Below are 13,316 nucleotides of genomic sequence, written 5' to 3'. Positions count from 1 at the left end.
ATTATTTAACTACTAATTTCTGACCGATAGAAAGAGTATTGTCTGATAAATTATTTTTTTGTTTTAAATCTTCAACTTTTAATTCGAATTTTTTTGAAATAGAATAAAGTGTATCTCCTTTTTGAACAATATAAGAATCTAAACCATTAGTAGCAACAGTCCTTGTTTCTACAGTCAGTTCTTTTACTAACTGTTTTTCATTAGACACAAAATTAGGATCTAAAACCATACTATCATATTCGTGCAAACTATATCGATCAATATACGATATTAGCTTATCTGGATATTTAGGATCTGTAGCGTAACCTGCAGCCCTTAACCCTTTTGCCCAAGCTTTATAATCCCCTTTTGAAAGTGTAAATAGTTTAGCATATCTGCTTCTACCGGTTAAAAACAATGCATGATCCCTAAAAGATTCTGAAGGATTATCATACTTTCTAAAACACTCTTGGGCTGCATCGTCATCATGCTTAACACTCTCTCCAGTCCAACCTACATGGCATTTTATTCCAAAATGATTATTAGAACTTTTAGCTAAATCTCCTCTTCCTGCACCAGATTCTAGAATTCCTTGTGCTAAAATAATACTTGCTGGAATTCCGTATGTTTTCATGTTACCCATAGCAATGTCTTTAAACTGATAGATATACATCTTAATAACATCATTAGTAACTACAGTCTTTGAAGTAGATACAATTACTTCTGTTTCATTATTTTTGCTATCAACTCTGCCTTGATTAGTAGCAATAGGTTTTGAAATTACGGTGCCCTTTGGTGGATTTTTTTTAGTATTTCTAACTATTTCAGATTTCGATTTTAGAGGTGCATTTTTACTAGTTACAATAACTGGTTTAGAAGCATTACAACCTATTAAGGTAAGAATCGTAAATGTTAGTAGGATTTTTTTAAACATTGATTGTTATTATTGGTAGTTGTTTCTTTATTAATTTATTATTCATCCCTTTAATTCCTTGGATTCCTCCGGTATGAATGAGTAAAATTTTTGAGTTATTTGGAAAATAATTCTTTTTTATTAAATCTATAACGCCAAATACCATCTTTCCAGTATATATAGGATCTAAAGGAATTTTAGTTTGCAGATAAAAATCATTAATAAATTGAACAAGCTCATTATTTATTTTTCCGTATCCGCCAAAATGATAATCATTTATTAGATCCCAATTTTGACTTTTTACAAAACTACGAATTTCCTCTTTTAAAAAATCACCTTTTAAAGCTGGAAATCCTAAAACTTTTTGATCTGGCAAGATACTATTGATTATACCCGATATAGTTCCTCCAGTGCCTACAGCAGCACAAATATAATTAAATTCGGCATCCTTATTCGTCAGAATCTCTTCACAGCCTTTTATTGCTAATTCATTTGTACCTCCTTCAGGAATCAGATAAAATGATCCAAATTTATTTTTTAATTCTGCTAAAAATAAAATTTCATTTTTCTGGCGATAATCTTCTCTACTAACAAATTCAAATTGCATCCCACAATTTTCAGCAAATTTTAGTGTAGGATTGTCATCAATTTTACCCCTGAGTTCATCGCCGCGAATTACGCCAATAGTTTTTAAGCCATTCTCGAATCCTGCAAAAGCAACTGCAGCAATATGATTTGAAAATGCACCTCCAAAAGTAAGTAATGTTTCCTGATTTTCTGCTTTGGCCTGAAGCAAATTATATTTTAGCTTTCTAAATTTATTTCCCGAGACAAAAGGGTGAATCAAATCTTCTCGTTTAATTACTAAAGTAATAGAATTGGGAAGCGCTATTTTTATTTCTTGATTCAATGGAAATGGATTTTTTACAAATATAATTTTTATAAAACAAAAAATGCAACCTTGACTGGCTGCATTTTTGGTACTTTTTTCAAAGTATTCTAATTTTTAATTATAATTTTTTTTCCAACTACTTGTTTATCTTTTGTAACCATTTTAACTATATATATCCCATCTACTAATCCAGAGGTAGCAAATTTGTAAGAAGCCTGATTACCAATATCTTTTTTTGTAAAAATAACTTTTCCAGCAACATCATATAAACCGCAAACATCAAGATCCATTAATAAAGGATTATCAATAATCAAATTTTGGTTTTCGTTATTTTGGTAAATTATAAAATTCTCTTTTACAGCTTCTTCAACTCCTAGACTTCTATCCGTTTTAAAAGTTATTTCAAATTGTGTATTATTTTCTCCTGGAGGCAATAACAATTCGTGAAAATCATTTTTAATATCATAATACTGATTATTAACTTTATCGTGTAGAAAAATGGTATTGGCTTGCGTAAAATTTATTATTTCATTTACGGTAATTTTGTAGCTAGCCTCTTTAGCATTTCTAAAACCAATTGGAATTTTTTTATCATTATCGAAATTCAATACATTGATCACAAATTCAGCATCTTCTATAAGAAAATAAATATCGGCTGGTGTTCCTTGACTAGAAGAACCACCGTCCATCCCATGATCTATACCATCTGTTGCTTGAGTAACAAATCCTAAGGCTAATTGACGCACTCCTTTATTATTCAAAAGTGTATTAATTCTTATCTGAGGAACTTGTTCATCTGTCACTTGTGAGTAATCAATGCCCGATACCGATTGTGTATTTGCAAAAGGATTCGTAATTTTTTTAGCTTTAGAATCACTCTTTCTAGCAATAGGAGTAGAAGAGTCCGGAGTTTCTCTCACAAATGTTCGATAACTATTTTTCATTTGAACCACACCATCAACTTTACCATCTATTAAAAAACCTTGTCCTATTGGTAAATTTCTTCTTTGATAGTAATTACCAGTTCCTACATTCCCGCCAGCATTACCAGAACCATCGTAAGAATAAAATGTCGCTGGCGTGTATATACCAGGATAATTTACACCAATAGGAGAAAATGTGCCGTAACCTCCTTTATAGTCTGCTAAAAAATGTGAATTTACGGTGTTATCTTGTTCCCAAAAATAAGCTATACCCGAACAATTTGTCTCAGCAATTAAAAAAGCAGTCAAGTCAATTGTAGAGGGATAAGGATTTCCTGTTAAAGTATAATTTTCAAATTTTACGGGTATAGAAATAGTCCCATCATTTGGTTTTCCTCTAAAATCATAGCGTTGTCTGCTACCCGGATTATTTTGAACTCCATTAACGGAAACAGTATTCGTTCCCGAAGTTCCTTTCATTGTGAATCCTTCGCCAGCTAAAATACTATTTGGAGCTCCAGCATTAATCCAACTAGAGTATTCGGTAGAAGTCGTTAATTTAGTTACCCAATAAGGAGCAATTGCTAATGGAACTGAAGTCCCATTATAATTATTCATAGGCAATATGGTGGCGGGAGTAGATTGTGTTACATTTAAAACATCATTCAATTGATTAATACCAAAAGGGGAGTTCCCAGAGTTTGTATCTCTACCTCCCACTGGGGAGCACCAATAGTTATACTGGTAATTATTTACAGATCCTTCCTGAAAAACAGATAAACTACCCAATCCTTTATTAGTACTTGTACCTGCTGAACCTTGTACCAACTGGGCTGTATCCCTCAAATATAAAAAACTACTGGCAGCATTCAGTTCTAACTGCTGGCCTATATAAATAACTTCATTTGAAGCATAAACATAAGTATCTGCGCTAACAAACATTTGTGCATTCACAGAATTCTGAAGTAAAAATCCCGTTGCTACTAATAGGCTTTTTTTAAGTATTTTTCCGTACATAGGTTTGTGAATTAAGTTGTTGCTGATTTTTTTATTATAAAAACTTCAAAATAAAATAATTAAAAAAAATATTTTTATTAGCTTGAATCAAAAAAAGATTGCTTTAGAAAACATCAATTATTTTCGTAATTAAGCCATTAAAATAATTTTTATCTAAAATACAGAAAAAAGAATAAGTTAAACCACTAAAACACCGATAAAAAGTATAAATAATCGTTGAAATACATCTTTAGTCTAAAAAAAAGCTATTTTTCTTACGTAAAATAAAAATGAAAATTGTTCTAAAAAAAATTAGTTGGTGTAAAATAAAATCAGAAAAATTTGTGGAAAATGTAATAACTAAAGATAAAGAAAAAAATACAACCTATTACAAATTCTCTTAGGATTTGGATATTGCAATAGTGAGAAAAGAAATTAACTGATTTAATTTAAAGAAAAAGTAATTCTTCAAAAGCTTTTCAATCAGACATTAAGACTATTTTAATTATTTTTTCGAAAAAATGTAATAATAGAACCTAAAAAAAGAGCGTGTTTTTAAATAATTAAAATCAGATTCGTTGGCGTACGCTTCTCTTTCAAAACTAATATTTCTGTAGGCTAAATTTGAGTTTCTGTAATATAAAAGTCGAAAACAGTATTCAAGTAAATACAAAATAAAAAAAGGAATAATCAACAATTCCAATTGTTGTCGAAGATGAATTTTTTCATGGTTCAAAAAAACGGCATTTTCTTTATCAGCTTCCTGTTTTGCAAACACAAAAGGAAATACCGTTAATCCACGATATCCATTAGGAATTAAATATTTAGTAACAATCAGAAACATTCGTTATAAAATTTATAAATTTGTATTTAAAATTTGGCTTAAATTAAGTAAAAAGTCAGTTCTTAAAATGACAATTCTAGAACACAAATCCAAATTAATTTGCAATTGAATGGTAAAGATATGAATAACCAAAGTAATGAAAATAAAGTGATAGAAGGCGAAGATTTTTATTTCACACCAGAAGGTTATAAATGTTTTACAGAAAAGCACCATTTAAAAAGAGGTTATTGTTGTAAAAACGGTTGTCGTCACTGTCCGTATGGCTTCGATAAAAAAACAGGTGCCACAAAAAAAACAACTATAGAGCCTAACCGCATTAAATGAATAAATATTTAAATTCACTTTATTTATTGCGGTACGTAATCAAAAATATTTCTACTACACTACACAAAAAAAACAGCGCAGAAAAAATGACTTTTAAAGAACAAATACAACAAGGGATTCCAACTGTTTTACCCAAACAAAAAAACTACGAAACAGCAATAAATCATGCACCAAAGCGCAAAGAAATTCTCTCAACAGAAGAGAAAAAATTAGCACTTCGCAATGCACTTCGTTATTTTGATAAAAAACATCATCCCGAATTAGTTAAAGAATTTACAGAGGAATTAAATAAATACGGTCGGATTTACATGTATCGTTTTCGTCCCGATTATGAAATGCGTGCTCGTCCTATTGAAGAATATCCTGGAAAATCAGAACAGGCAAAAGCGATCATGTTGATGATTCAAAACAATTTAGATTATGCTGTAGCCCAACATCCGCATGAATTAATTACTTATGGTGGTAATGGTGCCGTTTTCCAGAATTGGGCGCAGTATTTATTGACGATGCAATACTTATCTGAAATGACCGATGAGCAAACATTAACAATGTATTCGGGACATCCAATGGGTCTATTCCCTTCTCACAAGGAAGCTCCACGGGTTGTAGTAACCAACGGAATGGTTATCCCAAATTATTCTAAACCGGATGACTGGGAAAAAATGAATGCTTTAGGTGTTTCTCAATACGGACAAATGACTGCGGGAAGTTATATGTATATTGGTCCACAAGGAATAGTACATGGAACAACAATTACTGTTTTAAATGGTTTCAGAAAAATTAAAAAACAACCAAAAGGAGGTTTATTTGTAACCTCTGGATTAGGAGGCATGAGTGGTGCGCAACCAAAAGCAGGGAACATTGCCGGTTGTATTACCGTTTGTGCTGAGGTTAATGCAAAAATTACACACATTCGTCATAGCCAAGGATGGATCAACGAGGTTATAGAAAACATTGACGAATTAGTTTCAAGAGTAGCTTTGGCTAAAGCCAATAATGAAACAGTCTCCATAGCGTATCTAGGAAATATAGTAGACGTATGGGAGAAATTTGATATAGAAAACATTCATATTGATTTAGGTAGCGACCAAACTTCATTGCACAATCCTTGGGCTGGAGGCTATTATCCTGCTGGAGTTTCATTTGAACAAGCCAATGAAATGATGGCTAACGATCCTGATTTATTTAAACAAAAAGTACAAGAAACATTACGTCGTCATACTACAGCGATAAACAAACACACTGCTAAAGGAACCTATTTCTTTGATTACGGGAATGCTTTTTTATTAGAAGCTTCTCGTGCTGGTGCAGATGTTATGGCAGAAAACAATATCGATTTTAGATACCCAAGTTATGTGCAAGATATTATGGGACCAATGTGTTTTGATTATGGCTTTGGTCCATTTCGTTGGGTTTGTGCATCAGGTAAACCCGAAGATTTAGCTAAAACGGATGCAATTGCTTGTAATGTTTTAGAAGAAATGACAACAACTGCTCCAGTTGAAATTCAACAACAAATGCAAGATAATATTCAGTGGATTAAAGGAGCTCAAGAAAACAAACTAGTAGTTGGTTCTCAAGCTCGAATCTTATACGCAGATTCAGAAGGCCGTGTAAAAATTGCAGAAGCCTTTAATCAAGCAATTGCTAAGGGAGAAATAGGAACCATAGTTTTAGGTAGAGATCACCATGATGTTTCAGGTACCGATTCGCCGTATAGAGAAACTTCAAACATATATGACGGTTCTCGTTTTACAGCCGATATGGCCATCCAAAACGTAATTGGAGATAGTTTTCGTGGCGCAACATGGGTTTCTATTCACAATGGTGGTGGCGTAGGATGGGGAGAGGTAATTAATGGTGGATTTGGTATGGTTCTTGATGGGTCTATGGAAGCTTCAAAGCGCTTAGCATCAATGCTTTTTTGGGATGTCAACAATGGTATTTCAAGAAGGAGTTGGGCTCGCAATGATGGAGCAATTTTTGCTATAAAAAGAGCTATGGAGACGCAACCTTTATTAAAAGTTACACTCCCAAATATAGTAGATGACACTTTATTAGATTTTTAAATTTTACATAAAACCTTTATAACTATTAGTAATCAAATTAACCTATTATGAAAGCAATTAAATTTATACCCGTTTTTCTACTTTTAGTACTTGCTTCCTGCAGTTCTGTAAGAGTATATTCTGATTATGATAGTAAAGTAGACTTTAGTCAATACAAAACCTATGCGTTTCATAAAAAAGGGATTGATAAAGTTGAAATTTCAGAATTGGATAAAAAAAGAATTCTTTACGCTGTTGATGCTGAACTTGCAAAAAAAGGGATGACTAAAAGTGAGAATCCAGATCTTTTAATAAACATATTCACAAAGGAGAGAGAAAGAATAGATGTAAATCAATTCAATGCGGGATTTGGTTATGGTTGGGGATACGGTTGGAATCCTTATATCTGGGGAGGTCGAAACACTTCTGTTACCTCATCAACTGAAGGAACTCTTTATATCGATTTAATAGATGCCAAGAAAAAAGAATTAGTATGGCAAGGTGAAGGAATTGGTTACTTGACCAATAATAGAAGTGAAAAGGAAAAAGTAATCAATGAATTTGTTACTAAAATTCTAGCACAATTTCCTCCTTCAAATGTAAAGAAATAATTTTATTTTATTTACATTTGATTTTCTAAGAAAAAAAATGAGAAATTCTATAAACATTATCGTCGCTATTATAATTATTATTGTTCAGCAATAATAGCGGAGTCTTGTATAAAAATATTTGTATCAAACCTCCTAATTTAGGAGGTTTTTTTTGTTTTAAACCTATGCTAAGTCTATCTAAAAGTTCTATTATCATTATTATCATCATTCGTTTTACTTAACGAGTCAGAATAATAGTGCTCCCTATTTGCCTTTCTCACCATAATGAGAAAGGCTTTTTTTTACCAAAAAATCAAACAGTAATACAATTAAAAAACCAATGAAACAAGAATACACCATTACTATATTTACTGAAAATCAAGTAAGTCTGATCAGTAAAATAGATATAATCCTTGCCAGAAGAAAAATCAACACAGAATCGGTTACAATCCATTTTGAACCGATAGAAAACCTTTATAAATTCTCCATTGTTTTAATAAACGCCGAAATTATAATTAAAAATTTGGTGCTTCAGATAAGAAAAACAATTGGAATAATTGACGTATTTGCTAGCATGAGAAATGAAGTAATAGAAAATGAAATTGCCTTATTTAAAATTGGTTTTAACAAAAGAGAAATAGATTTTCAAATTGAAAAAATAGTAGAGAAATACAAAGCAAAAACCATATTAATAACTAAAGATTTTACTGTATTTGAAGTGAGTGGAAGATCTGAACAATTAAAACATTTAGTACAGGAATTGCGAAATTGTAACCTGATCGAATTTGTTAAAAGCGGTAGAATATCCATTACAAAATCAAACAGAGAAAACGTATTAATTTATTCAAACTAGATCAACAATTTTAATCCTTATTTAAAAAATCCTATGACAACATACGAACAAGTATTAGCAGCAAAAAATCAATTAAAAGAGGTTGTAACAGCGACACCTTTAAGTAAAAACTTAAATCTGTCAGAAGAATTTAATTGTACAGTTTTATTAAAAAGAGAGGATTTACAAGTGGTTCGTTCTTATAAAATTAGAGGAGCATATAACAAAATGAGCACTTTAACATTGTCAGAAAAAAGTCAGGGTGTAATCTGTGCTAGCGCTGGAAATCACGCACAAGGAGTAGCTTACTCTTGTCATTTATTGAAAATAAAAGGCAAAATTTACATGCCAAAAACAACACCAAAACAAAAAATAAAACAAGTACAATTATTTGGAAAAACTTTTGTTGAAATTATTTTAATAGGAGACACATTTGATGATGCTTATGCAAAAGCCGCAGAAGAGGCTACTGCAAAAAACATTATTTTTGTACATCCTTTTGATGATTTTAAAGTCATTTCAGGACAAGGAACCGTTGGATTGGAAATTTTAGAAAACTGTAACGAACCAATAGATTATGTATTTGTACCTATTGGCGGTGGCGGATTAGCAGCAGGACTTTCGGAAGTTTTTAAAAAATTGAGTCCTAACACAAAAATAATTGGCGTTGAACCCGAAGGTGCTCCCTCAATGAAAACTGCTATAGCTACTGGTAAAAACCTTCCTCTTGAAAAAATAGACAAATTTGTAGATGGAGCTGCGGTAAAACAAGTAGGAAACTTGACTTTTGAAATTTGCAAAAAAAATCTTGATGCTATCGTTTTAGTGCCAGAAGGAAAAGTATGCACTACTATTTTGCGTTTGTATAATGAAGAAGCAATGGTTGTAGAACCAGCTGGAGCATTAACTATCGCCGCTTTAGATTTCTATAAAGACCAAATAAAAGGGAAAAATGTGGTGTGCATTGTGAGCGGAAGTAATAATGATATTGAAAGAACTGCCGAAATAAAAGAAAGGTCTTTATTGTATGAAGAACTCATGCATTATTTTATGATTCAGTTTCCACAACGTCCAGGATCTCTAAAGGAATTTGTAAATGATATTTTAGGGCCAGATGATGATATTACCTATTTTCAGTTCACTAAAAAAAATAGCCGAGAAGTAGGTCCTGCGATTGTAGGTTTAGAATTAAAAAACAAGAATGACATTGTAAATATAAAAGAGAAAATGTTTGATAAAGGATTCGAATTTCAATATCTCAACGACAGGCAAGATTTGTTTACACAATTAATTGGATAAAACAATTTACAGTTCCTTAAGAATGGCCTACCTTTGCGTAGGCTTTTTTATATACAATTATGACAACTCTTACCGACATTAAAAATCTAGACGATATAAAATTACTAGTTGATACTTTTTATTCTAAAGTTCAAAAAGATGAATTTATCGGACCAATATTTAATGAGAAAATAGGCAATCGCTGGCCAGAACATTTGGAGAAAATGTATCGTTTTTGGCAAACTATTTTACTTGATGTCCATTCGTATTCTGGTAGTCCATTTCCTCCGCACAAACAATTACCTGTCGAGAAAGAACACTTTGATCGTTGGATGGCAATTTTCTCAGCAACTACAGATGAATTATTTTTAGGTCCACTTGCTGAAGAAGCAAAATTACGTGGCCGAAACATGGCCGAAATGTTTCATTACAAGATTGATTATTTTCGTAATGCTGCAAAAAACAATTAACCTCATTAAGTATCTTTTTATAAATAGAAACAATATCATGCGTAAACTTCTTACTGGATTATTTGCACTATCTATTTTGGCTTCTTGTTCCAATTTAAAAAACACATCCTCAAGTGGCAGTTATCCTGAATTAAAATTCATTAATTCAATTGAAATTCCATTTAACCAAGAATTTAATAACACTAAAATTGGTGGGCTTTCCGGTATTGATTATGATAAAAAGAAGGATCTTTATTATATCATTTGCGATGAAAGAGCACAAGAAAACCTTTCCCGATTTTACACTGCAAAGATTAATATCACTGACAATCAAATAAAAGGGATTGCTTTTCAAGAAACTAACACTTTAAAAAATGCGCAAGGTTCAACTTTTGGCAATTGGACAACTAGTCCAGAAACCTCTGCAGATCCAGAAGATATTAGATACAATCCGAAAAACAACTCTCTAGTTTGGACAAGTGAAGGTGCTCGAGTAGTAACCGCTGACAAAACTATTTTACAAAATCCTTCGATTACTTTTATGGATTTAAAAGGAAATTTTAAAGAGCAGTTAAAATTACCTTCTAATCTTGAAATGCAAAAAGAAAGCAAAGGACCACGCAATAACGGAACACTTGAAAGCATCACTTTTGATCAAAATTATAAAACCTTATACACGTGCCTAGAAGAACCGCTATTTGAAGACGGTAACCAAGCCAGCACAAGTAAAGGTGGCTTAATTCGGTTTTACGAATTTGATATAAAATCACAAAAAAACACAGCTCAATATGGATATCAGCTTGAAGCCATTGCAAACGAACCTAATCCTAAAGGCGCTTTTGCTGTAAATGGTGTTGCTGCGATTCAGTTTTACAAAAAAAACCAATTCTTAGTACTAGAACGCTCCTACTCTACAGGAACGCAACCGTGTACTATAAAAGTTTTTTTATGTGATTTTAAAAAGGCAACAGATGTTAAAAATCATGAATCTTTACAGAATCAAAAAATTGAATTTATCTCTAAAAAACTAATTCTAAATATGGATGATTTAGGAATATATACAGACAATATTGAAGGATTGACTTTTGGTCCAAAATTAACTAATGGAAATCGTTCCTTGATTTTTATATCGGATAATAACTTTTCAGAAACTCAAAAAACACAGGTATTGCTTTTTGAAGTAAAAGAATAATGTTTTATACTGTTTTTTTCAAAACACTAATATTTACCGATAAAACATAAATTAAAATTCATCGAAAATAAAAACTAACTCTCCTAGCCCAGATAGCAGTAGAAAGCATTTTGCAAAAAAAGACAATTTTTGTTGTTCTAATAAAGCGACTGTAAGAAGCTCTTATTAGGACTTACAAAAATGTATTTTTTTGCTAAATCTTGTAACGGATAGCTGGAAATAGCTCCTTAAAGTTGTACTTTTGACAAAAACTATAACGTTTTCGAGATGAGCACAACTATAGAAAGCAATCCGTTATTAGACCGGTTGCCAAAGCACTTAAGACAATTTATTAAACCTCAGGATTATAGCGACTATACACCAATAAACCAAGCAGTTTGGCGTTATGTAATGCGTAAAAACGTAAGTTACTTATCAAAAGTAGCACATAATTCCTATTTAGAAGGACTTAAAAAAACAGGAATTGAGGTAGATACTATTCCGAGTATGTACGGAATGAACCGAATTCTAACTGAAATTGGCTGGGCAGCTGTTGCTGTTGATGGATTTATTCCGCCCAATGCTTTCATGGAATTTCAAGCGTATAATGTACTCGTGATTGCTTCAGATATTCGTCAACTTGAACATATAGAATACACGCCTGCACCAGATATTATTCACGAAGGTGCTGGTCACGCCCCTATTATTGCCAATCCAGAATATGCAGAATATTTACGTCGTTTTGGAGAAATAGGTTGCAAAGCCATTTCTTCGCACAAAGATTACGAAATGTATGAGGCCATCCGATTACTTTCTATTTTGAAAGAAGCAGAAGGAACACCACAAGCCGATATTGACGCTGCTGAAAAAGCAGTGGAAGATTTGCAGAATAACATGGGTGAATTGTCAGAAATGGCACAAATTAGAAATCTGCATTGGTGGACTGTAGAATACGGTTTAATAGGCACGGTAGAAAATCCTAAAATATACGGCGCTGGTTTACTTTCATCTATTGGAGAAAGTGCGCATTGTATGACTGAAAAAGTAAAGAAAATCCCTTACGACATATCGGCAGCAAATCAGAATTTTGATATTACACAACTGCAACCGCAATTGTATGTAACTCCTGATTTTGCTTATTTGAGCTTAATATTAGAAGAATTTGCTAATAAAATGGCGTTGCGCACAGGAGGTTTATCGGGTATAAATAAACTGATACAATCAAATGCTTTAGGAACTATTGAGTTGAGCACTGGCATACAAGTTTCAGGAGTTTTTACGAATGTAATTGAAGCGAATGGAAAACCGGTTTACATTCAGACCACTGGAAAAACAGCTTTATCCTATAGAGAGAAAGAATTAGTAGGTCATGGAACGATTAATCATAAAGATGGTTTTGGTAGTCCCATTGGAAAACTAAAAGGCATCAATCTGGCTATCGAAGACATGAGTCCAAGAGATTTAAGTGCTTATTCTATTACTGAAAATGAAACGGTAACTTTAGATTTTGAAGGTGATATTACCGTAAAAGGAGAAATTATTACTGGTTCGAGAAACTTGCATGGCGAAATAATTTTAATCAGTTTTAAAAATTGTACTGTTACGCATGGCGAAACTATTTTGTTTCAACCAGAATGGGGTATTTATGATATGGCTGTTGGAAAAAAACTAGTTTCGGCTTTTTCAGGACCTGCAGATGCGACTAGTTTTGATTTGATTACTGCTGTTCCTAGTAGTACAACAATCAAAGCGCAGCAAAGTGCAGAACGTGATGATTTAGAAGTTTTGTATCAAACCGTTCGATTGATTAGAGAATCAAAAGATACTACAACTTCTTTAGTTCCGATTTTTAAACAACTTAAAGAGAATCATCCAAATGATTGGTTGTTATCTGTTGAGATTGTTGAATTATTGAAAGATAGAAACGAACCAAATCTTTTGCAAGAGGTGAAAAATTATCTTGAAAATCTAAAACAAAGACGTTCAGAAATTTCACACTTGATAAATGGCGGACTGGATTTGATATAAAAAAGAACGCTCATTTTCGCAGATTACTCTAGTGAAAATAGATTATTTA

Annotated in this window: 12 protein-coding genes; 8 read left to right on the top strand and 4 right to left on the bottom strand. The window is 32.2% G+C overall.

Going from position 1 to position 13,316, the window contains the following annotated elements; translation table 11 throughout:
• Position 1 precedes the first annotated feature (1 nt).
• The 4 genes from H2650_RS04335 to H2650_RS15860 all read right to left on the bottom strand — a co-directional run bounded on the left by H2650_RS04335 (position 2) and on the right by H2650_RS15860 (position 4,547).
• The gene (locus H2650_RS04335) at positions 2-913 is read right to left on the bottom strand and encodes a glucosaminidase domain-containing protein (RefSeq protein ID WP_188049542.1); all 912 of its coding nucleotides are present in this window, start codon (positions 911-913) and stop codon (positions 2-4) included.
• Complete coding sequence (locus H2650_RS04330; RefSeq protein WP_188049541.1) at positions 906-1,802, bottom strand: 1-aminocyclopropane-1-carboxylate deaminase/D-cysteine desulfhydrase; 897 nt, start codon at positions 1,800-1,802, stop codon at positions 906-908. Before H2650_RS04330 ends, H2650_RS04335 begins: the two co-directional genes overlap by 8 nt.
• 89 nt (positions 1,803-1,891) lie before the next feature.
• Entirely contained in the window at positions 1,892-3,724 is a 1,833-nt protein-coding gene (locus H2650_RS04325; RefSeq protein WP_188049540.1) for a T9SS type A sorting domain-containing protein, read from the bottom strand.
• A gap of 484 nt (positions 3,725-4,208) precedes the next feature.
• A complete protein-coding gene (locus tag H2650_RS15860) occupies positions 4,209-4,547 on the bottom strand; it encodes a hypothetical protein (protein ID WP_255462792.1) in 339 nt (112 codons plus the stop codon).
• Between the two features lie 120 nt (positions 4,548-4,667).
• Here H2650_RS15860 and H2650_RS04320 point away from each other — a divergent pair, with 120 nt between their 5' ends.
• From H2650_RS04320 to H2650_RS04285, 8 genes are all read left to right on the top strand, one after another.
• Complete coding sequence (locus H2650_RS04320; protein WP_188049539.1) at positions 4,668-4,871, top strand: DUF5522 domain-containing protein; 204 nt, start codon at positions 4,668-4,670, stop codon at positions 4,869-4,871.
• A gap of 86 nt (positions 4,872-4,957) precedes the next feature.
• On the top strand, positions 4,958-6,940 hold the full coding sequence (locus tag H2650_RS04315) for a urocanate hydratase (RefSeq protein ID WP_188050265.1): 1,983 nt from the start codon (positions 4,958-4,960) through the stop codon (positions 6,938-6,940).
• Between the two features lie 47 nt (positions 6,941-6,987).
• Positions 6,988-7,530 carry a DUF4136 domain-containing protein gene (locus tag H2650_RS04310; RefSeq protein ID WP_188049538.1) on the top strand — a complete coding sequence of 181 codons (543 nt, stop codon included), beginning with the start codon at positions 6,988-6,990 and terminating at the stop codon, positions 7,528-7,530.
• A 319-nt stretch (positions 7,531-7,849) separates the two neighbouring features.
• Positions 7,850-8,362 carry an acetolactate synthase small subunit gene (ilvN, locus tag H2650_RS04305; RefSeq protein WP_188049537.1) on the top strand — a complete coding sequence of 171 codons (513 nt, stop codon included), beginning with the start codon at positions 7,850-7,852 and terminating at the stop codon, positions 8,360-8,362.
• 33 nt (positions 8,363-8,395) lie between these two features.
• Positions 8,396-9,640 carry a threonine ammonia-lyase IlvA gene (gene ilvA / locus H2650_RS04300; RefSeq protein WP_188049536.1) on the top strand — a complete coding sequence of 415 codons (1,245 nt, stop codon included), beginning with the start codon at positions 8,396-8,398 and terminating at the stop codon, positions 9,638-9,640.
• A 59-nt stretch (positions 9,641-9,699) separates the two neighbouring features.
• On the top strand, positions 9,700-10,089 hold the full coding sequence (locus tag H2650_RS04295) for a group III truncated hemoglobin (protein WP_188049535.1): 390 nt from the start codon (positions 9,700-9,702) through the stop codon (positions 10,087-10,089).
• Between the two features lie 37 nt (positions 10,090-10,126).
• Positions 10,127-11,260, top strand: a complete 1,134-nt coding sequence (locus tag H2650_RS04290) for an esterase-like activity of phytase family protein (protein ID WP_188049534.1) — start codon at positions 10,127-10,129, stop codon at positions 11,258-11,260.
• Positions 11,261-11,527: 267 nt separating this feature from the next.
• Positions 11,528-13,267: an aromatic amino acid hydroxylase gene (locus H2650_RS04285; protein WP_188049533.1), complete on the top strand. Its 1,740-nt coding sequence runs from the start codon at positions 11,528-11,530 to the stop codon at positions 13,265-13,267.
• The last annotated feature ends 49 nt before the right edge of the window (positions 13,268-13,316 follow it).

It is taken from the genome of Flavobacterium sp. GP15, from assembly GCF_014281985.1.
Lineage (GTDB): Bacteria > Bacteroidota > Bacteroidia > Flavobacteriales > Flavobacteriaceae > Flavobacterium > Flavobacterium pygoscelis.
Note: the sequence above shows the minus strand (reverse complement) of the source record. Positions and strands in the feature narration are given on the sequence as shown.